The organism is Actinacidiphila sp. bgisy160, from assembly GCF_965342435.1.
In the GTDB taxonomy this organism is placed as follows: Bacteria; Actinomycetota; Actinomycetes; order Streptomycetales; family Streptomycetaceae; genus Actinacidiphila.
Map to the genome: position 1 here is coordinate 29,025 of NZ_CBDRCM010000011.1, position 24,822 is coordinate 53,846.

General features: G+C 71.5%; 22 protein-coding genes. 10 read left to right on the forward strand and 12 right to left on the reverse strand.

Annotation, left to right across the window (positions count from 1 at the left end):
• Positions 1 to 75: 75 nt before the first annotated feature.
• The 4 genes from ACRWNP_RS12265 to ACRWNP_RS12280 all read right to left on the reverse strand — a co-directional run bounded on the left by ACRWNP_RS12265 (position 76) and on the right by ACRWNP_RS12280 (position 5,357).
• A complete protein-coding gene (locus ACRWNP_RS12265; RefSeq protein ID WP_431961145.1) occupies positions 76 to 1,125 on the reverse strand; it encodes a Ku protein in 1,050 nt (349 codons plus the stop codon).
• Positions 1,126 to 1,204: 79 nt separating this feature from the next.
• Positions 1,205 to 1,732 (reverse strand): DUF6262 family protein, encoded by a 528-nt coding sequence (locus ACRWNP_RS12270; protein WP_431961146.1) that lies wholly within the window; start codon positions 1,730 to 1,732, stop codon positions 1,205 to 1,207.
• Entirely contained in the window at positions 1,729 to 4,218 is a 2,490-nt protein-coding gene (locus ACRWNP_RS12275; protein WP_431961147.1) for a tyrosine-type recombinase/integrase, read from the reverse strand. Before ACRWNP_RS12275 ends, ACRWNP_RS12270 begins: the two co-directional genes overlap by 4 nt.
• Positions 4,215 to 5,357, reverse strand: a complete 1,143-nt coding sequence (locus ACRWNP_RS12280; protein WP_431961148.1) for a tyrosine-type recombinase/integrase — start codon at positions 5,355 to 5,357, stop codon at positions 4,215 to 4,217. The genes ACRWNP_RS12275 and ACRWNP_RS12280 overlap by 4 nt, the downstream gene beginning before the upstream one ends.
• A 167-nt stretch (positions 5,358 to 5,524) precedes the next feature.
• Here ACRWNP_RS12280 and ACRWNP_RS12285 point away from each other — a divergent pair, with 167 nt between their 5' ends.
• The gene (locus ACRWNP_RS12285) at positions 5,525 to 6,304 is read left to right on the forward strand and encodes a Ku protein (RefSeq protein ID WP_431961149.1); all 780 of its coding nucleotides are present in this window, start codon (positions 5,525 to 5,527) and stop codon (positions 6,302 to 6,304) included.
• Positions 6,305 to 6,311: 7 nt separating this feature from the next.
• Here the strand turns inward: ACRWNP_RS12285 and ACRWNP_RS12290 are convergent, their stop codons facing one another.
• Positions 6,312 to 9,731: an AfsR/SARP family transcriptional regulator gene (locus tag ACRWNP_RS12290; protein ID WP_431961150.1), complete on the reverse strand. Its 3,420-nt coding sequence runs from the start codon at positions 9,729 to 9,731 to the stop codon at positions 6,312 to 6,314.
• Positions 9,732 to 9,823: 92 nt separating this feature from the next.
• On the reverse strand, positions 9,824 to 10,342 hold the full coding sequence (locus tag ACRWNP_RS12295; RefSeq protein WP_431961151.1) for a hypothetical protein: 519 nt from the start codon (positions 10,340 to 10,342) through the stop codon (positions 9,824 to 9,826).
• 290 nt (positions 10,343 to 10,632) lie between these two features.
• Here ACRWNP_RS12295 and ACRWNP_RS12300 point away from each other — a divergent pair, with 290 nt between their 5' ends.
• Positions 10,633 to 11,424, forward strand: coding sequence for a site-2 protease family protein (locus tag ACRWNP_RS12300; protein WP_431961152.1), 792 nt, complete (start codon positions 10,633 to 10,635; stop codon positions 11,422 to 11,424).
• On the opposite strand, the gene ACRWNP_RS12305 is transcribed toward ACRWNP_RS12300, so the two are convergent.
• Positions 11,414 to 11,608: a hypothetical protein gene (locus ACRWNP_RS12305; protein WP_431961153.1), complete on the reverse strand. Its 195-nt coding sequence runs from the start codon at positions 11,606 to 11,608 to the stop codon at positions 11,414 to 11,416. The genes ACRWNP_RS12300 and ACRWNP_RS12305 overlap by 11 nt on opposite strands.
• Positions 11,609 to 11,670: 62 nt before the next feature.
• Positions 11,671 to 12,387 carry an NADPH-dependent F420 reductase gene (npdG, locus tag ACRWNP_RS12310; RefSeq protein ID WP_431961154.1) on the reverse strand — a complete coding sequence of 239 codons (717 nt, stop codon included), beginning with the start codon at positions 12,385 to 12,387 and terminating at the stop codon, positions 11,671 to 11,673.
• A 286-nt stretch (positions 12,388 to 12,673) separates the two neighbouring features.
• On the opposite strand from npdG, the gene ACRWNP_RS12315 reads away from it, so the two are divergent.
• The 4 genes from ACRWNP_RS12315 (at position 12,674) to ACRWNP_RS12330 (ending at position 16,353) form a co-directional block, all read left to right on the forward strand.
• Positions 12,674 to 13,357 (forward strand): FadR/GntR family transcriptional regulator, encoded by a 684-nt coding sequence (locus tag ACRWNP_RS12315; protein ID WP_431961155.1) that lies wholly within the window; start codon positions 12,674 to 12,676, stop codon positions 13,355 to 13,357.
• 64 nt (positions 13,358 to 13,421) lie between these two features.
• On the forward strand, positions 13,422 to 14,015 hold the full coding sequence (locus ACRWNP_RS12320) for a hypothetical protein (RefSeq protein ID WP_431961156.1): 594 nt from the start codon (positions 13,422 to 13,424) through the stop codon (positions 14,013 to 14,015).
• 10 nt (positions 14,016 to 14,025) lie between these two features.
• Positions 14,026 to 14,985 carry a dihydrodipicolinate synthase family protein gene (locus ACRWNP_RS12325; protein WP_431961157.1) on the forward strand — a complete coding sequence of 320 codons (960 nt, stop codon included), beginning with the start codon at positions 14,026 to 14,028 and terminating at the stop codon, positions 14,983 to 14,985.
• A 150-nt stretch (positions 14,986 to 15,135) separates the two neighbouring features.
• A complete protein-coding gene (locus ACRWNP_RS12330) occupies positions 15,136 to 16,353 on the forward strand; it encodes an MFS transporter (protein ID WP_431961242.1) in 1,218 nt (405 codons plus the stop codon).
• A 22-nt stretch (positions 16,354 to 16,375) separates the two neighbouring features.
• Here the strand turns inward: ACRWNP_RS12330 and ACRWNP_RS12335 are convergent, their stop codons facing one another.
• The 4 genes from ACRWNP_RS12335 to ACRWNP_RS12350 all read right to left on the reverse strand — a co-directional run bounded on the left by ACRWNP_RS12335 (position 16,376) and on the right by ACRWNP_RS12350 (position 20,258).
• On the reverse strand, positions 16,376 to 18,073 hold the full coding sequence (locus ACRWNP_RS12335) for a carbohydrate binding domain-containing protein (RefSeq protein WP_431961159.1): 1,698 nt from the start codon (positions 18,071 to 18,073) through the stop codon (positions 16,376 to 16,378).
• A 168-nt stretch (positions 18,074 to 18,241) separates the two neighbouring features.
• Positions 18,242 to 18,874 carry a hypothetical protein gene (locus ACRWNP_RS12340; protein WP_431961160.1) on the reverse strand — a complete coding sequence of 211 codons (633 nt, stop codon included), beginning with the start codon at positions 18,872 to 18,874 and terminating at the stop codon, positions 18,242 to 18,244.
• 120 nt (positions 18,875 to 18,994) lie between these two features.
• A complete protein-coding gene (locus ACRWNP_RS12345) occupies positions 18,995 to 19,993 on the reverse strand; it encodes a CapA family protein (RefSeq protein WP_431961161.1) in 999 nt (332 codons plus the stop codon).
• Between the two features lie 31 nt (positions 19,994 to 20,024).
• Positions 20,025 to 20,258, reverse strand: coding sequence for a hypothetical protein (locus tag ACRWNP_RS12350; RefSeq protein WP_431961162.1), 234 nt, complete (start codon positions 20,256 to 20,258; stop codon positions 20,025 to 20,027).
• A gap of 64 nt (positions 20,259 to 20,322) precedes the next feature.
• On the opposite strand from ACRWNP_RS12350, the gene map reads away from it, so the two are divergent.
• From map to efeU, 4 genes are all read left to right on the forward strand, one after another.
• A complete protein-coding gene (gene map, locus ACRWNP_RS12355; protein ID WP_431961163.1) occupies positions 20,323 to 21,171 on the forward strand; it encodes a type I methionyl aminopeptidase in 849 nt (282 codons plus the stop codon).
• A 122-nt stretch (positions 21,172 to 21,293) separates the two neighbouring features.
• Complete coding sequence (efeO, locus tag ACRWNP_RS12360; protein ID WP_431961164.1) at positions 21,294 to 22,430, forward strand: iron uptake system protein EfeO; 1,137 nt, start codon at positions 21,294 to 21,296, stop codon at positions 22,428 to 22,430.
• 19 nt (positions 22,431 to 22,449) lie between these two features.
• Positions 22,450 to 23,709 carry an iron uptake transporter deferrochelatase/peroxidase subunit gene (gene efeB / locus ACRWNP_RS12365; RefSeq protein ID WP_431961165.1) on the forward strand — a complete coding sequence of 420 codons (1,260 nt, stop codon included), beginning with the start codon at positions 22,450 to 22,452 and terminating at the stop codon, positions 23,707 to 23,709.
• 15 nt (positions 23,710 to 23,724) lie between these two features.
• Complete coding sequence (gene efeU / locus ACRWNP_RS12370) at positions 23,725 to 24,684, forward strand: iron uptake transporter permease EfeU (protein WP_431961166.1); 960 nt, start codon at positions 23,725 to 23,727, stop codon at positions 24,682 to 24,684.
• The last annotated feature ends 138 nt before the right edge of the window (positions 24,685 to 24,822 follow it).

A 24,822-nucleotide genomic window follows, 5' to 3' on the forward strand; every position in this document is an offset into this window, starting at 1 on the left:
AGCTTGCCAGCCGGTCAGCGCCATGTCGAGGGGATTGGTTCCTGCGTCAAGCAGCCTGGACCTGAGGTAGGGGCGTCAAGACGCTCGGGTCCTGCGTCGTCCGCCTGTGCCGGCGAGAGCTTTGATCAGATCCTCCCGGGTCATTGTCGAGCGTCCCGGGATGTCGGCGTCTGATGCCCGCTTGTAGAGGTCCGCCTTGCTCAGGGATTCCAGCTCCGAGGCCTTCGCGGTTTTCTTCTCCGTCTTCTTTGCCGCACGCGTTGCCTGCCGCTTCTCGGCGGCCTTCCGCAACTGGGTGGGCGGTCGCCCTTCCGTGGATTCAGCCTTCCCGGCAGCACCGCCCTTGGCGGTCTTGGCCCGGTCGACGCTGGCCTGCAGGGCCTCCATCAGGTCGATGACGTTGGTGGACGACGGCGGCGCCTCGCCCTTCTCCACTACCGCTCCGGAACGTTTGGCCTCGACGAGTTCCCGCACCTTCTCCTGATATGTGTCGTGGTAGCTGTGCGGATCCCAGTCGATGCTCAACGCGTCGACGAGTTGCACGGCGGTCTGCAACTCGCGGTCGACCACTTCCTTCGCCTCGGGAATGTTCCCGATCTCGCGTCGCGGGTCGCGGACCTCGTCGGCCCAGTGCAGGGTGTGGAGAGCCAGGACGTCCTCTTCTGCTTTCACGGCGACGAGGTATTCGCGGTTGCGCATGACGACGGTGGCGATCCCCACCTTGCCGGACCGCGCCAACGCCTGGTGCAGGAGGGTGTAGACCTTCGAGTACTCCTGGCCGCGTGGGGCCAGGTAGTAGCTCTTGTCGAAGTAGATGGGGTCGACGTTCTCCAGGCCGACGAACCCCGTGATGTCCAGCGCCTTGGAACGTCCCGGGGCGATCTCGTCGAGCTCTTGGGGTTCGACGACCACGTACTCGTCCCCCATGTCGAAACCCTTGACGATCTCGTCGACGGGGACTTCTTCACCGGTGCGCTCATTCACACGCTTGTTGCGCACCCGGTCAGAGGTGCCGCGTTGGATCTGGTTGAAACGGATCGTGTGACTCTCGGTCGCCGTGAAGAGCTGCACGGGCACGGACACCAAGCCGAAGGTCAGTACGCCGCTCCAGACTGCGCGTGCCATCGTGATCCGCCTTCCTTGATCTCTCCAGAACCATCGGACCCCGGCTCTGCAGTGATCGCATCTCGGCGGTGCCACGAGGTCACCTCTGGCTTTGGTTCAGCGTCCGGGTCAGCTCGCGGTTCGCCGCCCGTGCGGCGTCGAGGTCCTCGGTGCGCTCCTCCAGTTGGCTCTGGAGGTCGACGACCCGCTGTTCGAGGGTCGTGACCTGTCGCTGGAGCTGGTCGAGGTCTGCGCTGGCACCCAGCCCCGACTCGCGCCAGGCCTGGTCGCCGAGCATTTCTGACAGCCGCTTCTCCAGTTGCCGGACGCGGGTCGCCAGCCGTGTGTTGCGTTCGAGGGCGTTCGCGAGGTCTGCCTGCAGCGATGCCCTGCTCACGGGGGTCTGTCCATCGAAGGAGGCTGGGTTGCCGGCGGCTGTGTGGAGATGTTGCAGCAGGTCGCGGTGACGGTAGAGGAACGAGCGGTCCACTCCAGCGGCCCTGGCGATGCCGGCGGCGGTGATCTCCTCGCCCCCCTTGGTGGCTGCCTCGATCGCCTTCAGTACGCGCTGCCGGCGTCTGGCCGCGTCGGCCCGCCTGCCCTCGGCCATAGGGTCCGTGCTGGTCATGGGGTCCTCTCGGGGCGCAGGTCGGGTAGCGGCTGGCGGACGCGGGGCATACCCAGCAGGACGCTCTGTCGTCCGCGGCGGACGACGGCGACGGCGTCCTCGATCTCGGTGCGCTGTTTCTCGTCCAGGTCGTCCATGCCGTCCTTCACACGTTTGATCAGCCGTCTCACCCGCCGGATCTCCTCGTCCGACGGCATCGCTTCGGCTTTCGCCCAGTCGTCGGCGTCCAGTGCAGCGGCCAGTCGTTCGCGATTGCGCAACAGGTCGGCGAGGTAGGCCTCCAGGTCGGGCAGGTAGGAAACGTCGGTGCGGAAGTGGCCGCAGCCGACGCAACGGAATCTGACCGGGCAGTCCTGACCGCCGGCGGCGACGTTGGACGGTTCGGTGCAGACGCCGTAAGGGACCGCGACCTCGCCGACCGCGCGGCGGGCGTGCTCGGAGTCGAGCAGGGCCTTGGCCTGGCGCCAGACGCGGTTGCCGTGCCGGTCGAACTGCATCTCCGTGACCCGGTCGACGGCCTCGCGCCGCCGTTCCTCGCTGATGCGGTAGTAGGCCTGCGTGGTGTCCATCCGCCGGTGGTCCATCAAGACGCGCAGGACATCAACAGGAACCCCCGCATCCGCGTGCCGCTGGCAGTAGGTATGCCGGTAGGCGTAGAGGAAGATCCTGGACTTGTCGAACGGCAGCATTTTGGTCACCGGTTGCCCCTCGACCTCGAGACGCGTGGGGACCAGGAAGTCCGGCAGCGAGCGAACCCACTCACGGTGACGGCCGGACAGCCAGCCGGGCCCGATCGGCTTCCGCCCCCACGGATTGCCGACCCTGGTCGGCAGAAGCATCAATTCTGCGGTCGGTGTCAGGGGGTAGTCGGCACGGATCCGCTCCTGCTGCTGGGTGATCACTCCAGCCGTGGTCTTGGAGATCGGCAGCCGGCGTCCCTTGCGGTTGGCCTTGTAGTTGTCGTAGATCAGCAGGAACTGGCCGTCGGCATCCTGCTTGAGGCAGTCCCAGCGTAGCTGGCAGATCTCCTGCGGCCTCCGACCGGTGTCGATCAGCAGTTCCACGGCCACCCGGTTCTCCTGGCCGTTGCGGCGGTGACCGACAAGGGACGGCAGGTGGTCGCAGAGCTGCCGCATCACCTCGGCAGGCAGATCCTTGCCCGCCTCGGAGTCCTCCGGATCGTCGGGGATGTCCTCGGCGACAAGTGCGAAGTCGTCCGGCAGCCCGTGCAGAGGTTGTCCCGGGCGAGCGAGTCCAAGCGACCGCATCCGGACCAGGTTGCGGTGGACGAAGCGGCAGGTCACCAGCCACTGGTGGGCAGAGATCTCCCCCGTGTGGTGCAGGTAGGCCAGGCGGTTGGTGAACGCGACGATGTCACGTCGGCCCACCTCGCGGACGTCGTCGCCGTGATCCTCCCGCTGCAGCCGCAGGCTCTCGGAGAGGAGCGCGAAGGCATTGACGATCTGCTGAACGCTACTGAGAGCCTTTCCGCGACGCTGAGGCAGCGAGAAGAAGGCCCACTCCTTGAGCGCGTCCCGCAGCCACGGCTGATGGATCGCGGTGAAGCGCACCTGGCCGGAGTGGCCGAACACGGCGCCGTTCCATACATCCTTGATCCGCTCGCCATCGGGGGTGAGGCCGACCCGGCCGACGAGGGTGACCAGGCTGCTGCACAGCCCCCGGACGCCGCGGGAGACGTGATCGGGTTCCACAGCGCACAGCGAGGGAAGTTCGAGTTCGCGCAGCCGGTTGGTGAGGTTGCGGAGCTGGAACTGGGTGGTGTGAAAACCCTCGCTGGTTCGGGCCTGGATGCCGTAAAGGATCTCGGCGACCACCCGGTCGGGCAGCCCTCGCAGGCTCACCTCGTTGTTCGCCGTGACCGGGGCGGTCGTACGCCGCCAACGCTCCTCATCATCGGCCGTGAGCCGTCCTCGCCGGATCGCGTCGGAGAGGCGAACACGGTGGGCGTGGCAGTAGGGCGACTTTCCGTCCCTGTCCCGGTGGCAGGACACGACCTCGCAGGGCCCGAAACCGGGCAGTGCGACGATGTCGTCGAGCGCGAGGAACTCCTCCACCGTCACTTTCCTGCGGTCAAGTTGACTCATGTGTGTCGAGCAAAGCGGCCGCCGCCACGAGCGGAACGGCCGCTCGCATCCGGACACCGAGCAGGTCTCGACGCCGACCCGACGCCCGTCACCGCGGCCCATTTCGACGAACTCGTCCAGCGCGGGTTTGCCCAGTTCTCTCCACCGCAGTCGGCAGCCCGAGCAGAGCTCCCTGCTGTAGCTCGTCTGCGAGCAGCCCTTCACCCGGCAGAGCGGCGTGCCGAGTTGAGCGTGGTCGGCCGGGAAGAACAGCACGCGGACCGTGGGCGACCACCCGAGGACGGCCAGGAAGTCGGGGTCGATCGCCGCCCACAATGCCGAGACGCCGCCGGGGTCCTGCCCGTGCTCGGGACCCGGGGCCGGGACAGCCCTGAGGGTCATCGAAGGCCCTCCTCGGTCAGTTCACGCGGTGAGGGAACACGATCGATCGCCTTCCTCAACCGGGCATCCGCCGGGTGCAGGTAGGGGCGGGCGGACTCCGGGTGCCTGTGGCCCAGGAGCATCTGGATCTCGTCCAGGGTGCCGCCCGCGTCGGCGACGTTGCTGGCCATCGCGTGCCGCATCATGTGCGGCGCGATCTTCCGTTCCAGGCCTGCCCGCCGTGCCAGGCTCTCCACCGTCTCGCCGATGGCGTCCGGCGTGACCGGTGAGCCCAGCGGTTCCCGGAAGAGGTTCACCAGGACGAAGTCGCCGCCCGCGGCTCCCAGCCGCTCGTGGCGTTCCAGCGCGTACTGGTCAAAGGCCTGCACCACCAGGAAGTCCACCGGCAGCACGACCGAGCGTCGCGACTTCGACCACGCCTGATTCTGGTTCTGCCGCCGCACGATGTGAAGATGGGCGCCCCCGACCGGGCATCCCAGGGCAGCGGAGTCCATCAGCAGATGGACGTCGCTGCGACGCAGGCCCGCGGCCTGGCCCCGACGCAGCCCGACCCGGGACAGCAGCAGCACCAGGAGCCGGTCTCGGGCCGAACGGCAGGCCCGGAACATCGCCACGATCTCCTCGTCGCTCGCCCGGTCGACCTCCGGCTCCGACTCCGGCAACCGGTGCTGAGCCCGCAGCCGGTAACGCATGGCCCCGTCCTCACCTTGCGCCTGGACCGGGAGATCGCGCGTGTCGCCCAACTCATAGAGCCGTTCCAGGACCCAGCCCGGCACGGCCTTCTCCGCCACCGCATGGGCCAGGAACCCCCGAACCGCCGCCAGTACCCCGTTGATCCGGCGAGCCTTGCGGACCGGCTCCGCCCCTGGCCCGGGCACCACCGTCGGCCGCCTTTCAGACCTGCAGGGCTGCCACTTCAGCCAGAGGATGAAGGAGCTGAGGTCGCGGGCGGCCGTACGCCAGTCCCGGCCGGTCGCCGCACACCAGCGCAGGAACAACGCGATCCCACCCGCGTAGGACTTCGTCGTCGACTCCGCACGGTCCCTGCCCAGCCGCAGGCCCAGCAGGAACCGGTCTGCCTCCTTCACCACCTGGAGATCGCCATCGACCACCGTCCAGTAGGCGGCACCGGATGGCATCCGCACACGAAACGCTTGCACCAAGAACCCCTCACTTCACAGCCGTGCGCAACGATCCAACGCAGAGCCACACCCCCGGAGAACCGTCGCGGCATCCTCAACGACGGCCCTCGGCACCACGTCACGCGACGGACTCCCAACCCCCGGAGAACGGCGGCCGCATCCGCATGAAGCGGTTCTGCGAGAAGGAGGGGAAGGAGGTCCCCTACGCGGAGATCGCCAAGGGGTACGAGGACGAGACCGGCCGCACGGTGGTGCTCACCGACGAGGACCTGACCGCCCTCCCCCTGCCCAGCAAGAAGCTGATCGACGTGCTCGCCTTCGTCGACGCCGACGAGATCGACCCGCTCTCCTTGTCCCGGGCCTACTACGTCGGCGCCGAGACCGCCGCCGCCAAGCCGTACGTCCTGCTCCGTGAGGCCCTGAGCAGCAGCGGCAAGGCCGCCGTCACCAAGATCGCGCTGCGTACCCGCGAGTCGCTGGCGCTGCTGCGCGTCCACCAGGACGTGCTGGTGCTGCACACGATGTACTGGCCCGACGAGGTCCGCGCGGCCGAGGGGCTGGCGCCGCCGGAGAAGGTCACCGTGCGGCCGCAGGAACTGAAGATGGCGCGGAGCCTGATGGACACCCTTTCCGAGGACTTCGACCTGGAGTCGATGCACGACGAGTACCAGCACGCGCTGGACGAGCTCGTCGCCGCCCGTCTGGAGGGCGAGCCCGTACCCGAGATGGGCGAGGTCACCGCCGCCCCCGACAACGTGGTGGACCTGATGGCCGCGCTGCAGGCCAGTATCGACGCCCGCGGCGCGGAGAAGACCGGCGCGAAGAAGACGGCGGCCGGCAAGGCCCCGGCGAAGAAGACGGCCGCCAAGAAGACCCCCGCGAAGAAGGCGGCGGCCAAGAAGACCGCGGCGAAGAAGGCGGCGCCCCGCAAGAAGGCCGGCTGAGGGGGCCTCAGACGGGCTCGCGCAGCAGCTCGACCGCCTCGGGGAAGGTGAGCCCCCCGCCCTCGCGGCGGGCCGCCGCGAAGTCCTCCTCGCCCAGGTACCCGCGCAGGCGTACCGCGTCCTCGTCCAGACTCATCCGCTCCCACGGGGTGCAGGCGGTCTGCCGCAGCGCGTCGTGCGCGCCCAGCAACACCGCGGCGCGGCGCGCGGGGCCGCGGACGTCGTCGCCGTTCCGCAGACCCGCGATGGCGGTGAAGAGCGCGACGCCCGGCGGGAAGAGCAGCACGCCCATGCGCGGCCCGATGACCTGGCTGAGCGGGTGCCCCTCCATGGAGGCGACCGCCTCGACGAGATGAGGCAGGCCGCCGTGCGGGTCACCGGCCATGCCGGTGAGCCAGCCGCGGATGGCCGCGAGCAGTCCGACGATGAACGAGGGCATGCCGCGCGGTGGGTCGGACTGCATGACGTCGAGCAGCCCGAAGGCCTCGTCCAGTTCACCGCGCCGGGCGAGCAGGGCGATGAGGAGTACCTTGCCGTAGTAGTCCGCGTCGTCGCCCACCGGCCGGAAACGCGCGGCCTCGGCGACTCCCGCGCGGATCAGCCGCTCGCCCTCCTCGAGGTCGCCGGCGTTGGCGAGGGCGTCGCCGAGGCGGACCATCATGATCGGCACGTGCTGGTACGCACCGAGTTTGCGGGCGAGCTCGATGGCCTCGCGGCAGCTCTCCGCGGCACGCGCCCAGTCGCCGGCGTTGGCGGTCGCCTCGGCCTCCGCCGCCAGCGCCTCGGCCATCCCCCAGTCGTCGCCGACCCGGCCGAACAGCTCCCTGGCCTCGCGGATGTCGTCCATGGAGGCGTCGAGCCGGCCCTGCATGTCGTTCATCACCTTGGCGCGGAACTGCAGCGCGAACGCCAGCTCCCACACGCGGCCGTGCGACCGGCAGCTCTCCACCGTGCCGTCGATGAGCTCGGGCACGCGATCCAAGCGCCCGCTCAGGACGCCACCGAGCATGCGGAAGAGCCCGGGCCGAAGGCTGGACTGCGGCAGCTCCGGCGGGTAGGCCTCGATGATCGCCTCGCCCAGCTCGATCAGCCTCGGGTCGTTCCACACGTCGTGCTCGCCCATGTACGCGAACACCTCGCCGGTGCGCACCCAGCGCCGGGCCTCGGTGAGTTGCTGCGGCGTCATCGGCGGCGGGTCCTCCAGTGGCCCGCGGTCCAGCGGCGGGAGCCGCAGCGGCTCGGCGAAGGCGTCCACCGGGCTCATCGCGACCACCACGGCGGGCCAATGCCCGATCTCGCTGCGATAGTTGCGCATCTCCCAGAACCAGCTGCAGGACAGAACGAGGCAGAGCGCCTCCTGCTCGTCCCCGGTGTCCACCGCCCGGCGGATCGCGGCCCGCAGGTTCTCGTGCTCGCGCTCCAGCCGGTCCAGCCAGAGCAGTTGGCGCGGTCCGCGCAGCTCCGGGTCGGCGGTGCGGGCGTACTCACGGAAGTACGTGGTGTGGCGGCGCCCCACGGTGTCGCGCTCACCGGCCTCGTCGAGGCGTTCGGCGGCGTACTCGCCGATCGTCTCCAGCATCCGGTAACGCGCGCCGTCCTCGGCCAGGTCGGCGACGACCAGCGACTTGTCGACGAGCGAGGCCAGAACGGAGGCGATGTCACGGGCGTCCACGGCGCCGCCGTCCTCGCCGCACACCGCCTCGGCGGCGGCCAGGTCCCAGCCGCCGGCGAACACCGCGAAACGCCGCAACACGATCCGCTCGGCCTCGCTGAGCAGGCCCCAGCTCCAGTCGACCACCGCGCGCAGCGTCTGCTGGCGGGGCAGCACGGTGCGACTGCCGGCGGTCAGGATGCGGAAGCGGTCGTCGAGCCGGCCCGCGAGCTGACGGGGCGTCATCATCCGCAGCCGGGCCGCGGCCAGTTCGATGGCGAGCGGCAGCCCGTCGAGGCGGCGGCACAGCTCGGCGCAGGCCTCCGGGTCCTCGTCCGAGGTGAAGCCGGGTCGCGCCGCCGCGCCGCGGTCGGCGAGCAGCCGCAGGGCGGGGGTCTGCGGCAGCGGGTCCAGCGGCCGGATCAACTCGCCGGGCACACCCAGCGGTTCCCGGCTGGTGGCCAGCACCGCCACCCCGGGGCAGTGCGCGAGCAGCCGCTCCGCGAGCTCGGCGGCGGCGCCGATCACGTGCTCGCAGTTGTCCAGGACCAGCAGCATGCGGCGTTCCGCGCAGTACTCGGCGAGCTGCAGCAGCGGGTCCTTGGCCGCGCCCCCCTTCGCCTCGGCGGCCAGCGCCGCCTCGGTCGCCGAGGCGGCGTGCAGCAGCGTCTCGCGCAGGCCCAGCGCGTTCACCACGGCGACGGCCACGGTGCGCGGGTCCTCCACGGGTGCCAGCTCCGCGAACCAGACGCCGTCCGGCCAGCGGTCGGCGACCAGGTCGCCGGCCTCCTGCGACAGGCGGGTCTTGCCGGTGCCGCCGGGGCCGGTGATGGTGACCAGCCGTGCCGCCGCCAGGTCCGCGGCGATCGCGGACAGGTCGCTCTCGCGGCCCACGAAGCTGGTCAGCCGGGCGCGCGCGTTGCCGAGCCGCGCCGGGCTCCCGGACGGGGGCGCCGGGGCGGGGGTGGCGGAGGCGGGGGCGAGGGCGGAGGCGGGGGCGGGGGCAGAGGCGGAGGCGGGGGCGGAGGCGGAGGCGGAGGCGGAGGCGGGAGGATTCAGCAGCTCGGCGTGGAGGGCGCGCAACTCCGGGCCCGGATCGGTGCCCAGGGTCTCGGCGAGCTCGCGCCGCACCTCCTCGTACGCCACCAGCGCGTCGGCGCCCCGGCCCGCCTCGCCCAGCGCGCGCAGCCGCAGCACCTGCACGGCCTCGTTCAGCGGATGGGCCACGGCCAGCTCCACGGCCTCCGGCAGCACCTGCTCGGCACGCCCGAGCGCCACCTCCGCGGTGATCCGCAGCCGCTGGGCGTCCAGCCGCAGCGCGTCGTAGCGGGGCGCGACGGACGTGCGTTCCGGGAGGTCGGCGAGCACCGGGCCGCGCCACAGCGCGAGCGCGCAGTCCAGGGCCTCGACGGCCTTGGCCGCGTCACCGTCGGCCAGCGCCCGGCCGCCGTCCTGCACGAGCCGCTCGAAGCGGTACAGGTCCACGGCGTCCGGCACGGCGACCAGGCGGTAGCCGCCGTCCACCGATCCGACCGCCTCGTGCCCGATCGCCCGCCGCAACCGGGCCACCAGTGCCTGCAGCGCCCCTGTGGCGTCGGAGGGCGGTTCGTCCTCCCACACCTCGCCGATCAGCGCGTCGGTGGTCCGCACCCGCCCGGGGCGCAGCGCCAGTGCGGCGAGCAGCGCCCTCAGCCGCGCACCGGCCAGCGGAACGACGGTGCCGTCGTCGCGATGAGCCTGGGTCGTCCCGAGAATGCCGTAGCGCACGCCCCCCATTCTGTCCGAGCGGCCGGTGCCTCCGCCCCCGGGTCGTGGTTGCGGCCGCGATGGGAAACCGCGCTAACGCGGCGCCGCAGACGAAGAACCGGTCACCTGCCTTCGCACGCGTCCGCCCGGAACTCCCCCATCGACGTCGTGGCGTTGCCGTCCCCGTCGGTGCCCGGCTCCCCCATGCCCTTGTACCAGCGGACCTGACCGGGCTCGAGCCCGGCGAACTGCGCCGCCGTGAAACTCACGTGCGCCGTCGACCAGGAGTTGTCCCGGGTCCAGCCGTACAGGCTGTAGGTGCGGTGCGGTGTGAAGGGGACGGACGCGGGCACCTCGGCGCTCCAGCCCCTGCCGCCGCTCTCCAGCAACCACGTGGTGAACCCGGTGGCCGGCTTGCCGCGGCTCCACCTGCCGAGGCGAGCCGGGGCGTCGTCCGCGTCGGAGTCGTAAAGCGTGGCCCCGTCGATGTGGTCGTGGCAGACCACTATCACCCCCAGCGGCCTGCCGTCCTCGCTCACGGAGATACCGGTGGTACCGGCCACCGGCACGGTGCATCCGGTCAATGTGCCGAGCACGGCGATGCCGAGCAGCGCCGGCACGGCGAACCTCTTCCACGTCATGACTCCCCCGTCCTGACCGAGCACTACCAGGCCCCCCGGCCCCGGACGCCTCCAGGGTGCCTCCGTCCCCGCCCCGGCGCGACGGAACGTGCACGATCGATGACGTATCGCAACGCTGTCGCGACCCGGACGTCCGCGGGCCGCCGAACCGCAGGACCGCCTTGCCCCAGGAACGTCCGGCGTTGCCGGGGCGTTATCCCGCCGTGGGTGTGCCCGGCGGCGGCCGGATGGCATGATCGGGCGGCCAGCACCACGACCGACGACGCACCGCCACCGCAGGAGCCCGCACGATGACCACCGCAGCAACCCGCAGTGAACGGCAGATCAGCCCGATCTTCCTCGGCCTGGTCGCGATCATGGCCGTGTCGGGCTGGGCGGTGTGGACGGGCTTCTCCACCAGCACCGGCTTCGCCGTGTTCCTCTTCGTCGTGTCCGGCTGGATCGTCTCGCTGTGCCTGCACGAGTACGCGCACGCCCGCACCGCGCTGCACGGCGGCGACATCTCGATCGGCGCCAAGGGCTACCTGACCCTGAACCCGCTGAAGTACACGCACGCGCTGCTGAGCATCGTGCTGCCGGTGATCTTCGTGATCCTGGGCGGCATCGGCCTGCCCGGCGGCGCCGTATTCATCGAGCGGGGCCGGATCCGAGGCCGGTGGAAGCACAGCCTCATCTCGGCCGCGGGGCCGCTGACCAACGTGCTGTTCGCGATCGCCCTGATGCTGCCCTTCACCCTCGGCCTCATCACGCTGGACAGCGCCCACGCGCCCTTCGCGTCCGCCCTGGCGTTCCTGGCGATGCTGCAGGTCACGGCGGCGATCCTGAACCTGCTGCCGGTGCCGGGCCTGGACGGCTACGGCGTGATCGAGCCCTGGCTGTCGTACCGGACGCGGCGCCAGCTGGAGCCGTTCGGGCAGTTCGGGCTGCTGGCCGTCTTCGGTGTGCTGTGGATCCCCGAGGTCAACGCCGCGTTCTTCGGCTTCATCCACTCCGTGACGGCGGCCTTCGGCATCCCGGACGGGCTGTCGGGCCTCGGCTACGCCTTCTTCCAGTTCTGGAAGGGCGACCCGTTCAGCCAGTGATCCGCTGTTCGGCGGACTCCCGCTCCGCCCGCGCCTTGCGCAGGTAGTACCAGCACATGTTGCTGGTGAGGCCCGCGATCAGGATCCAGAAGACGCCGAGCCAGCTGCCCTCCACGAAGGAGACGACGGCGGCGGCCACGGCGAGCGCGCACAGGACGAGCGCGTAGAGGGCGAGGCGGGGCATGGGGGGCGGCTCCTGTCGGGTCGGGCACGAACCCGGCCATTGTCCCCCATGCCCCCGCGGCCCTACACGTCGGTCAGGCGCAGACCGGCGTGGGACTTGTAGCGGCGGTTGACCGAGATCAGGTTGGCGACCAGCGCCTCCACCTGGTGGGCGCCCCGCAGCCGGCCGGCGAAGACGCCGCGGACGCCGGGGATGCGCGCGGCCAGGGCCTGGACCAGGTCGGTGTCGGCGCGGCTGTCGCCGAGGACGAGGACGTCGGTGTCGATCGAGGCGATCTCCGGGTCCTCGAGCGTCACGGCGGACAGGTGGTGGAAGGCGGCGGTGACGCGGGACTCCGGCAGCAGCGCGGCGGCCTGCTGCGCGGCGCTGCCCTCCTCGGGCTTCAGGGCGTAGGCGCCCTGCTTGTCGAAGCCCAGCGGGTTGACGCAGTCGACGACGAGCTTGCCGGCCAGCTCGTCGCGCAGCGCCTCCAGGGTCTCGCCGTGGCCCTCCCACGGGACGGCGACGATGACGACGTCGCTGCGGCGGGCGGTCTCCGCGTTGTCCGCGCCCCGCACCCCGAGGCCGAGCCGGTCGGCCGTGGCCTGGGCGCGGTCCGCGGCGCGCGAGCCGATGATCACCTGCTGGCCGGACTTGGCGAGCCGGTACGCCAGGCCGCGGCCCTGCGGGCCGGTGCCGCCGAGGACGCCGACGACGAGGCCCGACACGTCGGGCAGCTCCCAGGGGTCCTTCGCCGGGGCCTTGGGGGCGGGGGTCTCATTGCCACTGTCAACAGTCATACCGCGATCCTGCCAGGTGGGGGCGGCGCGTGGCCCGCGCAGGCGCTGTGACGCGCCCCTCGGCGCCCGGCCCGCCGGCGCTGCTCCGCCGCTGCCGCGCGGGCTGTCCGCGGTGCGCGGAAGTCCCCGTACGCACCGGTATCGGCTCGGGCGACGACGGATGTGGGGTATGACATCGATGCGCGGCCGCGGGGTGGACGCAGGACGTCCCTTGTCCCGTGCGGGCCGCACGGGACAGCTGACGGAACGTCAAAGCGCGGAACAGCACAGGGAAAGGCGGCCACCCGTGACCAGAACCGCCGGCAGGAGCCGCGGCCCGAGGCTCCAGGACCGCATCATCGAGCTGATCCACGAACAGCGGCTCGCCCCCGGCGCCACCCTGCCGACCGAGCCGCAGTTGATGGACCTGCTCGGTGCGAGCCGCAACAGCGTGCGCGAGGCGGTGCGGGCGCTGCAGGCGCTGGGCATCGTGGAGATCCGGCACGGCACGGGGACGTTCGTCGGGGAGGCGCCGCTGGCGGTGCTGAAGCCCTCGCTCACCTTCCAGCTACGGTCCCGGGCGCGCGCCCTGGCCGACCTCGTCGCGGTGCGCGAGCTGCTCGAGGTCGGCCTGATAGCCGAGGTGGCCGGGACGATACCGCCGCGGCGGCTGGACGAACTCGACGCGCTCGCCGCCCGGATGGCCGACGACCCGGACGCGGACCGCGCCTTTCACGCGCTGCTCTACTCCTCCTGCGGCAACGAGCTCGTGCTGCAGCTCGTCGACCTGTTCTGGAGCGCCTGCCACGAGGCCGGCGCCGCCCTGGCGCCCGCCGACGACCCGGCCGAGCGCGTCGTCGCCGACCACCGCGCCGTCGTCGGCGCGCTGCGCACCGGGGACGCGGACGCGGCCAGGGCCGCCATGCGGCGGCATTTCACGGAGGTGCGGGATCGGGTGTCCCGGGCCCTGCCCGCGGACGGCGCGGACTGACCCGTTCGGGTGAGCACGGCGCGAAGCGGGGCCGGGCGGCGGCGCGGTCCGCGAGGATGCGGGGATGGATGCCGTACGGGTGGAGGTCGTCCGTGAACTGCTGGCCGGGAGCGAGTGGCCGGAGCTGACCCGGTGCTTCGCCGGCTCGCTGCGCGGGTCCGTCCGCCGGGGGGCCGCGGGCGGGCTGCTGCTCGTCGGGAGCGGAGGCTACGAGCCCTGGCACATGGCGGCCCATCTGGACGACGAGGCCGCCTGGAGCGGGCTGCCCGAGCTGTCACCGACCCTGGTGCGGCACCGCGTGCCGCCGGGCGCGCCCCCGCACCTCTCGGTCGGGGCGGCCCGTCTGGAGGCGGCGGGCAGGGGCGAGACGGTACTGGTGGTCACCCCCGAGCGGGCCGACGCCGGGCTGCTGGAGCGGGTGGACGACGCGCGGCGTTCCGGCGCGACGGTGCTGGCCATGGACGCGGGCGACCCGGAGCTGCGCGGGCTGGCGCACGACGCCCTCACCGTGCCGCCGGAGCCCTCCGAGGTCGGCATGGACGTGCTGCAGCACCTGGTCAGCGCGGCAGCCGGACGCCGGGTGCGGCTGCGCGACCGGCTGCCGCGATTCGCGCGGCTCGCCGAGCAGTTGGTGTCGCCACCACCGGCGAGCTGGTAGGAAGCGGTCCATGACCGCAACCGGGACCGATCCGCTCCGCCCACTGCGCGGGGTCGTGCCACCTCTGTGCACCCCGCTCACGGAGACGGGGGACGTCGACACCGAGGGACTGCGGGCCCTGGTCGGGCATGTGCTCTCGGCCGGGGTGCACGGGGTCTTCGCCCTGGGTTCCAGCGGCGAGACGGCCTTCCTCACCGACGCGCAGCGGCGCACCGCGCTCACGGCGGTCGTGGAGGCCGTCGGGGGCCGGGTTCCCGTGCTGGCCGGTGTCGTCGACATGACCACCCCGCGCGTCCTGGAGCACGCCCGGGCCGCCGTCGCGGCCGGCGCCGACGCCCTGGTGGCGACCGCGCCCTTCTACGCGGCGACGCATCCGGTGGAGATCGCCGACCACTTCCGGCGGGTGCGGGACGGGGCGGACGGGGTGCCGCTGTTCGCGTACGACATCCCCTCGGCGGTGCACACGAAGCTGCCCGCCGCGACCGTGCTGGCCCTGGCGGAGGAGGGCACGCTGGCCGGCCTGAAGGACAGCAGCGGTGCCGACGGCCCCATGCGCCGACTGCTGACCGAGCTGCGCCATCGCGGCCTGGACCCCTTCTTCACCCTGCTCACCGGGTCCGAACTCGCCGTGGACGGCGCCCTCCTGGCGGGGGCGCACGGCGTCGTCCCCGGCCTCGGCAACGTCGATCCGCACGGATACGTACGGCTCCACGCGTACGCCGTCGCGGGACGCTGGCGGGAGGCCGCGGCGGAGCAGGACCGGCTCGCGCGGCTGTACGCGATCGTCGACGCGGGGGCGGACTCCATGCCGATGGGCCCGGGTTCCTCGGCGCTGGGCGCCTTCAAGGCGGCGCTGCGGCTGCGCGGCGTCATCGGCTGCGCGGCCACGGCGCCCCCGCAGGTCCCGCTGGACGACACCGCCGTCGCGGTGGTCCGGCAGCGGCTGGCGGCCGCGGGGCTGATGCCCTGACGGTTCCGGACGGTGCCCGGCCGGACCGGGACGTGCCCGGCGGAGGAAAAACCCGGTTGCGCCGGAGGACCCGCGCGCGGAGCATGCGACCTCGTGTCCAGAATCCTTCCCGACCTCGCACCGTGGCGGACCTCGCGCGACTTCCGCCTGATGTGGTGCGCGGGCCTCATCACCAACTTCGGCAGCTTCCTGACCTTCGTCGCCGTCCCGGTCCAGATCAAGGCGCTGACCGGCTCGACGCTCGCGGTCGGCGCCCTCGGGGCCGTCGAACTGGTGCCGCTGATCGTCTGCGGGCTGTACGGAGGGGCACTCGCGGACGCCCTGGACCGGCGCAAGCTCATCCTGTGGACGGAGGCGGCCCTTGGGGTGCTGTCGGCCGTGCTGCTCGCCAACGCCCTGCTGCCGCGGCCGTTGATCTGGCCGTTGTACGTGGTCGCCGCGCTGACCAGCGCGCTGAGCGGGCTGCAGCGGCCGGCCCTGGACGCGATCGTGCCGCGTATCGTCCCGCACGAGCAACTGACCGCTGCCGCCTCGCTCAACGCGCTGCGCTGGCAGATCGGGGCGATCGCGGCGCCCTCCCTGGCGGGTGTGCTGATCGCGTACGCCGGCCTGCGGTGGGCGTACGCCATCGACGCCCTCACCTTCGCCGTCTCCGTCGTCCTGGGCCTCGGGCTGCGGCCCTCGCCGCCCTCGCACGACGCCAAGGGCCCGTCGCTGCGCTCGATCGCGGAGGGGGCGCGCTACGCGTGGAGCCGCAAGGAGTTGCTGGGCACCTATGCGGTGGACATCGCCGCGACCGGGCTGGCGTTCCCGATCGCCGTGTTCCCCTTCCTGGCGGACGAGCTGGGCGCGCCCTGGTCGCTGGGCCTGATGTACGCGGCCCTGCCGGCCGGTGCGCTGCTGATGAGCCTCACCGGCGGCTGGTCGTCGCGGGTGCACCGGCACGGACGGGCGATCGTGCTGGCCGCGGCGGGCTTCGGCCTGTGCATGGCGGCGGCCGGCTGGTCCCGCAATGTGTGGCTGGTGCTGGCCTTCCTGGCGCTGGCCGGCGCCTTCGACATGATCAGCGGGGTGTTCCGGGCCACGATCTGGAACCAGACCATCCCCGACTCACTGCGCGGCCGGCTGGCCGGCATCGAACTGCTCTCCTTCACCCTCGGCCCGCAGCTCGGCCAGGTGCGGGCCGGCGGATCGGCCGCGCTGCTGGGCCTGCGCACCTCGGTGTGGACCGGCGGCCTGGCGTGCGTGGCGGCGGTCGGGGCGCTGGGCGTCTGCCTGCCGACGCTGATGACGTACGACGCAAGGACCAACGAGCACGCGGTGGGCATGAGAAAGGCGGCGGAGGACGCGGTGTCCTCCGCCGCCTGACCCGTGGGGGGCGGGAGTCCGATCAGCCGGTGAAGCCGGCGGTGATCGAGGTGAACTGCCAGGTGCTCTGGTTGATGCCGGAGCAGTTGCTGGTCACGCCACCGCCGGGGCACGGGCGGTCCCGGTTGACGGCCCAGTACGCGAGCCGGGCGATGTGGTGGGAGTTGGCCCAGTCCCGGATCTGGGTCCAGATGGCCGGGGTGGTGGTCTCCTGCTGGTCGCTCAGCCCGTTCATGCCGGAGATGCCGAGGTGGGCGTAGGCGGTGGCGTCGTCCCAGCCGAAGGTGGACTTCAGCTTGGCTTTCAGGCCCTCGGCGGCGTTCACGGTGTTGCCGTACATGTCGGCGCCGCCGCCGAAGTCGAACGGCATGATCGTGAAGACGTCGATGTTCGCACCGAGCGCGTTGGCCCGCTCGACGAGGCGGTTGCCCCAGTAGCTGGGACCGGTCGTCGACGTGCCGAAGGTGACGATGGTGCGGATGCCGGGGTTGTTCTGCTTGACGATCCTCAGGGCGTTCAGGACGCGGTCCTGGACGACCTCGCTCTCGAACTCGTCGGTGTTCTCGATGTCGACGTCGATCGCCTTGAGGCCGTAGGCGTCGATCACCTTCTGGTACGCGCCGGCGAGCGCCTCGGGCGTTGAGCAGTTGGGCCCGAGCTTGTTGCCGCTCCAGCCGCCGATGGACGGGACGATGTCGCCGCCCGCGGCGCGGATGGCGTTGATGGTGGACTGGTCGGTGCCGCCGGTCAGCGGCCGGGAGCCGTCCCAGGCGGGGTTGCAGCCGCCGGAGGAGAGGATGAAGGCCATCGTGAACCACTTGATGCCGGTGGCGCTCATCACCGTGGACGGGCTGGGCGGGTCGCCCCAGCCGAGGTAGAGGTAGGGCGCGGCCTGCTTGAAGCCGGTGCCCCCGCCGCCGCCCGCGTTGGTGGTGACCGACACCGCGTTGGAGGCGGCCGAGGTGTTGCCCGCGGCGTCGCGCGCCTTGACGGTGAAGGTGTACGCGGTGCTCGCGGCCAGGCCGGTGACGGTGGCGGAGGTGCCGGTCACGGTGGTGGCCAGGGTGCTGCCGCGGTAGACGTCGTAGCTGGTGACGCCGGTGTTGTCGGTGGCGGCGTTCCAGGACAGCGACACGCTGGAGGAGGTCTTGCCGGTGGAGGTGAGGCCGCTGGGCGCGGTGGGCGCCTGGGTGTCACCGCCGCCGGGGCCGTCGAGGCTGATGTCGTCGGCGTTGTAGGTGCCCTGGGCGTACCAGCCGTGCACGTAGATCTGGACGCTGGTCTGCGAGGCGCCGGTGGTGAAGGGGACGGTCAGCTGGGTGTAGGAGGCGGCGGACGGGGTCCAGGTGGACGCGCCGCCGGTCACTCCGAGGTAGACGTACGCGCCGCGCACCCAGCCGGAGAGCGAGTACGCGGTGTTCGGCTGCACGGAGACGGTCTGGGTGCACTGGGCGGTGTCGCTGCTGCTGACCGCGCCGGCGAGTGCCTTGGTGCCGCTGTGCACGGGGCTGCCGACGACCGATCCGCCCGAGCAGGACCAGCCGGAGAGGCTGCCGCTCTCGAAGCCCGGGTTGGCGACGAGGTTGGCTGCCTGGGCGGTGCCTGGCAGGGCGATCAGGCTGCCGGCGGCCGCGAGGAACGCGGCGGTGAGGCCGGCCAGGATGCGGGATCTGCGGGATCTGCGCGATCCGGTACGGGGGACATGACGACGGAAGAGCACGTGACCTCCCTGTGAGGGGGGCGGGGGGCTGCGCTGGGCGAGTGGTCTGGACCGTTGGTCTGGACCTGTCATCGCGGATTGAAGCGAAGTGTCGTGCTCCCGTCAAGAGGTCCGGACCACCGCCGCTTCCCGGCACGGCAGCGGCCCGGACCGGCCGCGGGGTTCCGGTCAGCCCACGCGCTCGATGCGTGCCTTCCTGATCAGGAACTTGCCGGGTTCCCTGACCTGCTCGAAGGCCGCGTTGTTCAGCAGCGCGCAACTCCCTGAGGTCGAGGTCACCGACACCGTGGTCGACTTGTTGTTGTCCAGGTTGGTCACCTTGAGCTTGGTACCGAGCGGGAACTGGTTGCTGGAGGCGGCGGGCGCGCCGGCCTCGCCGGAGAGGGTGACCGTCGAGCCCGCACAGACGACCTGACCGCCGGCGCCGCCCGCCGGCGGCGCGGCCTGGCCCTGGTTCTGGCCCTGGTTCTGGTTCTGCCCCTGGTTCTGGCCCTGGCCCTGTCCGGCGGGGGCCGCGGGCGCCGCCTGGGCGGCCCCGCAACCGGAGGCCTCCCGCTGCACGTTGATCTGCTTGATCACGGCCTCACGATTGGCGATCCGGGCCGCCGACTGGGCGTCGGGGTTGGCACGTTGACCCGCGATGAAGCTCTCGTTGTTGCGCAGCGCCTGGTCGAGTCCGTCGCACACCACCGAAGCGTGACCCATGCTCATCGTCACCACGGCGAAGCCGCCGGCCAGGGTGGCCGCGCCGGTCACGAGCGCGATCTTCTGCTTGGTGCTCATCGTGCGTTTCCTGGACATGGGGCCCCTTTCCTCCGACCGGCCGTCGGTCGGATCCGGTCCACGTGCCCTTGGAAACGGATCGTCGTTGGTCTGGACCTCAATCCGTTCGGAATCCCGGACAGGAAGAGGGACCGTGTGCTACGGGCGGGTAGCCTCGCCGTCCCAGCGAACCACCAGCCTCCCGCCCTCCTCCGCCACCCCGTGCCCGAACGCGGCACAGGCGCGCCGGAACCGCCGGGCGATCCAGGCCCGTTCACCGCGGTCGGCCAGGCGGGTGAAGCAGTAGTCGAGGGCGATCGGCACCGCCTCCAGCCGGACGGGACGGTGGCCGGCGGGGTCGAAGGTGACGAGGAACAGCAGGCCGCGGTCGTTGCGCAGCCGCGGATCGGTCGCGTAGTCGTCGACGAAGTCGCCGAGGTCGTAGAGCACCCCGTCCGTCACGCCGTGGAAGACGTGCGCGGAACTGCCCGCCACGAGCGTGGCGCCCGCCGTGCGCAGGGCCGCGGCGGCGTCGCGGATGTAGCGGGCCGGCGCGGTGGTCATGTTGGGCCCCCAGTGCGGGGTGACGAGCACAGCCGCGGTCCGGGCGCGCAGGGTCGTGACGGCGTCGGTCAGCCAGCGCGGGACGCCCTCGCCCAGATCGGCGTAGGCCACCCCGGGGCGGTCCGGTCCCGCGGCGTACTCGGCCGGGTGGTCGGTGACGCCGAGGACGCCCAGGCCCGTGGCGTCCGCGGCACCCGGCCGTCCGCCCAGCAGCGCCGGGGCGCGCGCCGCGGTCACGTCCGGGCCGGCCCCGACGGTGGCGATCCCGGCCGCGGCCAGGTGCTCCAGCGTGTCCAGCAACGCCGCCCTCCCGTAGTCCAGGGCGTGGTTGTTGGCCAGGTTGACGCAGCTCACACCGAGGTGCCGGAGGGCGCGCACGGCGACCGGCGGGGCGCGGAAGAAGAAGGACTTGAAGGGGTCGGGCCAGGGCTCGCCGCGGTCGGAGATCGCGCACTCCAGGTTGAGGACGAAGAGGTCCGCCTCCCGCGCGACGGCCACGACCTCCTCGGAGAACAACGCCTCCGGAGGGGCCTCGGCCAGCCGCGCGGCGACCATGCGGCCGAGCATCGTGTCGCCGGCCAGCCCGAGCTTCACCCTTCCATCGTGCACCCGGCCCCCGGCCGGGTCACTCCTCCCCGTCCTCCCGCCCGCGGTCCTTCCACCGCGGGTCGTTCTCCCACTGCAGGTTCCGCTCGGCGGCCGTCTCCATCGCCCGCTCCGCGTCCGCCCGGCTCGGGTACGGCCCCATCCGGTCCTTGGCGGGGCACTCCGGTCCTTCCTCTACCTTGTGGTGCTCTATGCAGTAGAACCACTCGCCAGGTTTCCCCGCGGGCTTGCGGACTCGCCTGAACAGCGCCATCGTCCCTCCTCGTACGACGTCCTGCCGCCATGCTGCCCGAACGGCCGCCGATACACTCGCTGACATGTCTGTCCTGGTTCCCGGCAAGCTCTCCCCCACCCGTTCCGTGCCCGCCTCGATCCCGCGTCCGGAGTACGTGGGCCGGCCGGCGCCGCGGCCGTACGACGGCCCCGAGGTGCAGTCGGCGGAGACGATCGAGAAGATGCGGATCGCCTCGCGGATCGCCTCGCAGGCCATGGAGGAGGCGGCCAAAGCCATCGCGCCCGGCGTCGCCACCGACGAGCTGGACCGGATCGCGCACGAGTACATGTGCGACCACCAGGCCTACCCCTCGGACCTCGGATACCGGGGTTTCCCCAAGTCGCTGTGCTCCTCGATCAACGAGGTCATCTGCCACGGCATCCCCGACTCCACCGAGCTGCGTGACGGCGACATCGTCAACCTCGACGTGACCGCCTACATCCACGGGGTGCACGGGGACACCAACGCCACCTATCTCGTCGGTGAAGTGGCCGAGGAATCAAGGCTGTTGGTGGAACGCACCCGGGAATCGCTGAACCGCGCCATCAAGGCGGTCAAGCCGGGACGGCAGATCAATGTGATCGGCCGCGTCATCGAGTCCTACGCCAAGCGATTCGGTTACGGCGTCGTGCGCGACTTCACGGGCCACGGCATCAATACCGCCTTCCACTCCGGCCTGATCGTCCCGCACTATGACGACCCCCGCGCGACCACGGTCATGAAGCCGGGGATGACCTTCACCATCGAGCCGATGCTGACCCTGGGCACCCACGAGTACGAGATCTGGGACGACGGCTGGACGGTCGTCACCAAGGACCGCAAGCGCACCGCGCAGTTCGAGCACACCCTTGTGGTGACGGACACGGGCGCGGAGGTACTGACACTGCCTTGACCCTTCCATTACCTTTCCTTTGCCAAAAACGGGGAAAGGCGCGGAGCGCCTCGGATAGGTTAGGCAAGCCTTCCACAGGAAAGGCTTACCTAAGCTGTTCCACTGAGCCGCCAGGAGATCGCATGTCCGCCGTCCGCATGTCCGCAGTAGCCGCCGCCGGCATAGTGGTCGCCGTCACGGCCGTCACCGGGTGCGCGGAGAAGGCGGACGACAAGTCCTCGGACGCCGTCACGGTCACCGCGACGGACACCGCGTGCGAGGTCTCCAGGACCGGTTTCCCGGCCGGCCACGTGCAGCTCGCCGTGGAGAACAAGGGCTCGAAGGTCACCGAGGTCTACGTCTACACGTCCAGCGGCAAGATCGTGACCGAGCGGGAGAACATCGGCCCCGGCACCAAGGCCACCATCACCGCCGAGATCAAGGCCGGTACTTACGAGATCGCCTGCAAGCCCGGCATGAAGGGCGACGGCATCCGCCAGAAGATCACCGTCACCGGCAAGGGCGCCGCCAAGGCCGACCCACGCCTGGACGCCGCCGTGGCCGCGTACCGCAAGTACGTCCAGGAGCAGGCCGACCAGACCATCCCGGTGGTCCAGCAGTTCGCCGACGCCGTCAAGGCGGGCGACGTGGAGAAGGCCAAGTCGCTCTTCGCGCCCTCCCGTGTCGGCTGGGAGCGCACCGAGCCGGTGGCCGAGTCCTTCGGCGACATCGACCCGCTGACCGACACCCGCGAGGACGGTCTGGAGGACGGCCAGAAGTGGACCGGCTGGCACCGGCTGGAGAAGTCCCTGTGGCAGGACGAGAAGGCCGGGGCCGAGGAGGGCGCCCTCGCCGACCAGCTGGTCTCGGACCTGAAGGACTGGCGGACCCGGGTAGGCACGGCCGACATCACCGCCACCAGCATGGCCAACGGCGCCAAGGAGCTGCTGGACGAGGTCGCCACTGGCAAGATCACCGGTGAGGAGGACCGCTACTCCCACACCGACCTGTCGGACTTCCACGCCAACGTCGAGGGCGCCCTGAAGGCGTACGAGCTGCTGAAGCCGGTCGCCGCCGGGAAGGACGCGGCGCTGACCGCCGAGCTGGACAAGCGGTTCCCGGCCCTGACGACGCTGCTCGACACCTACCGCAAGGGCGGCAGCGCGACGGAGTTCGTCTCCTACGACACGGTCGGCAAGGACCGACGCAAGGAGCTCTCGGACGCGGTCAACGCGCTCGCCGAGCCCCTGTCGAAGCTCGCCGCGGCCGTCGCCAAGTAATCCGAGGGGACAGCGGACCATGTCCGAAGAGACCGTCACATACACGTCACGGCGCAGGGTGCTCGGCTGGACCGGTGCCGGCGTCGTCGCCGCGGCCGCCGCGGCCGGCGGCGCCGTGGCCGCCGTCCGCTCCGGGGACGACGTGCAGCCCGCGGGTGCCGCGGGCAGCGCGATCGCCTTCCACGGGGTGAACCAGGCCGGCATCACGACCCCGGTGCAGGACCGGCTCCACTTCGCGTCCTTCGACGTCAAGACCGAGGACCGCGAGGAACTGGTCGCGCTCCTGAAGGAATGGACCGATGCCGCCCGGAAGATGACGCAGGGCCGGCCGGTCGGCGAGGGCGCGGTCGGCGGCCTCGCCGAGGCCCCGCCGGACGACACCGGCGAGGCGCTGGGCCTGCAGGCCTCGCGGCTCACCCTCACCATAGGCTTCGGCCCCTCGCTGTTCACCACGAAGGACGGCGGGGACCGCTTCGGCCTCAAGGCGCACCGCCCCGAGGCGCTGGTGGACCTGCCCAAGTTCCCCGGCGACGCCCTCGACCCGAACCGCAGCGGCGGCGACCTGTGCATCCAGGCCTGCGCGGACGACCCGCAGGTGGCGGTGCACGCCATCCGCAACCTGGCCCGGATCGGCTTCGGCAAGGTCGCGATGCGCTGGTCGCAGCTCGGCTTCGGCAAGACCTCATCGACCACGCCCGAGGAGCAGACCCCGCGCAACCTGATGGGCTTCAAGGACGGCACGCACAACGTCGCGGGCTCCGATCGGGCCGCTCAGGACAAGCACGTGTGGGTGTCCTCGAAGGACGGCCCGTCCTGGATGGCCGGCGGCTCGTACCTGGTCGCCCGCCGCATCCGGATGCACATCGAGACCTGGGACCGCACCCCGCTGCGGGAGCAGGAGCAGATCTTCGGCCGGACGAAGGGCGAGGGGGCCCCGATCGGCAGGCAGCGCGAACACGACGCACCGGACTTCAAGGCGATGCTCCCGGACGCGCACGTCCGGCTGGCGCACCCCGACAACAGCGGTGTGACGATCCTGCGCCGCGGCTACTCCTTCACCGACGGCACCGACGGCCTGGGCCGCCTGGACGCCGGGCTGTTCTTCATCGCGTACCAGCGCGACGTCCGGGACGGCTTCGTGCCGCTGCAGATGCGGCTGGCGAAGCTCGACTCCCTCAACGAGTACATCCAGCACGTGGGTTCGGCCGTCTACGCCGTACCGCCGGGCGTCCGCGACGCGGACGACTGGTGGGGCCGCGAGCTCTTCCAGACCAACTGAAGGGAAGTGACGGCGGTGTTCGCCAACTACCTGATCGGGCTCCGGGAGGGCCTGGAGGCCAGCCTGGTCGTCTGCATCCTGGTCGCCTACCTGGTGAAGACCGGCCGCAAGGAGAAGCTGCCGCCGGTCTGGCTGGGCGTGGGCACCGCGGTCCTGGTGAGCATGGCCTTCGGCGCGGCCCTGCAGTTCGGCTCCTCCACACTCACCTTCGAGGCGCAGGAGGCGCTGGGCGGTTCGCTGTCGATCGTCGCGGTCGGCCTGGTGACGTGGATGGTCTTCTGGATGCGGCGCACCGCGCGGCACCTGAAGGCGGAGCTGCACGGCAAGCTGGACGCGGCCGTCGCCATGGGCACCGGTGCGCTGGTCGCCACCTCCTTCCTCGCCGTGGGACGTGAGGGGCTGGAGACCTCGCTCTTCATCTGGACGGCCGTGCAGGCCACGGACGACGGCGTGCGTCCGCTGGTGGGCGCGGTACTGGGCCTGCTGACCGCGGCGGTGCTGGGCTGGCTGTTCTACCGGGGCGCGCTGCGCATCAACCTCGCCAAGTTCTTCACGTGGACCGGCGCGATGCTGGTCGTGGTGGCGGCGGGCGTGCTCGCGTACGGCTTCCACGACCTGCAGGAGGCCGACTGGCTGCCCGGGCTGGGCGCGCGGGCCTTCGACATCGCCGAGCAGATCCCGGTGGACTCCTGGTACGGGACGCTGCTCAAGGGCGTGTTCAACTTCCAGCCCGACCCGACCTGGCTGCAGGTCACGGTCTGGGCGCTGTATCTCGTACCGGCGCTGTTCCTCTTCCTCCGCCCCGGTAGGGTTACGGCGCCGTCCGCCGCAGCCCCGAAGGAGCCCACGACCGATGACCCGCAGGCCGCGATTCCTGCCGGCGCTCGCCCTGCTGGCGCTGACGGCGACACCGCTGACCGGGTGCGTGACGGTGCACGGGGAGCGGGCGCTCGTCCCGGCGGTGACGAAGGCTGAGGCCGCCAAGGCCCTGGACCGCTTCACCGAGGTCAACAACGAGGCGAACAAGAACCTCGACGCGAAACTGATCGCCACCGTCGAGAGCGGCCCCCTCGGCGCCGTCGACGGGGCCGGTCTGCGCGCCCGGCACGCCGT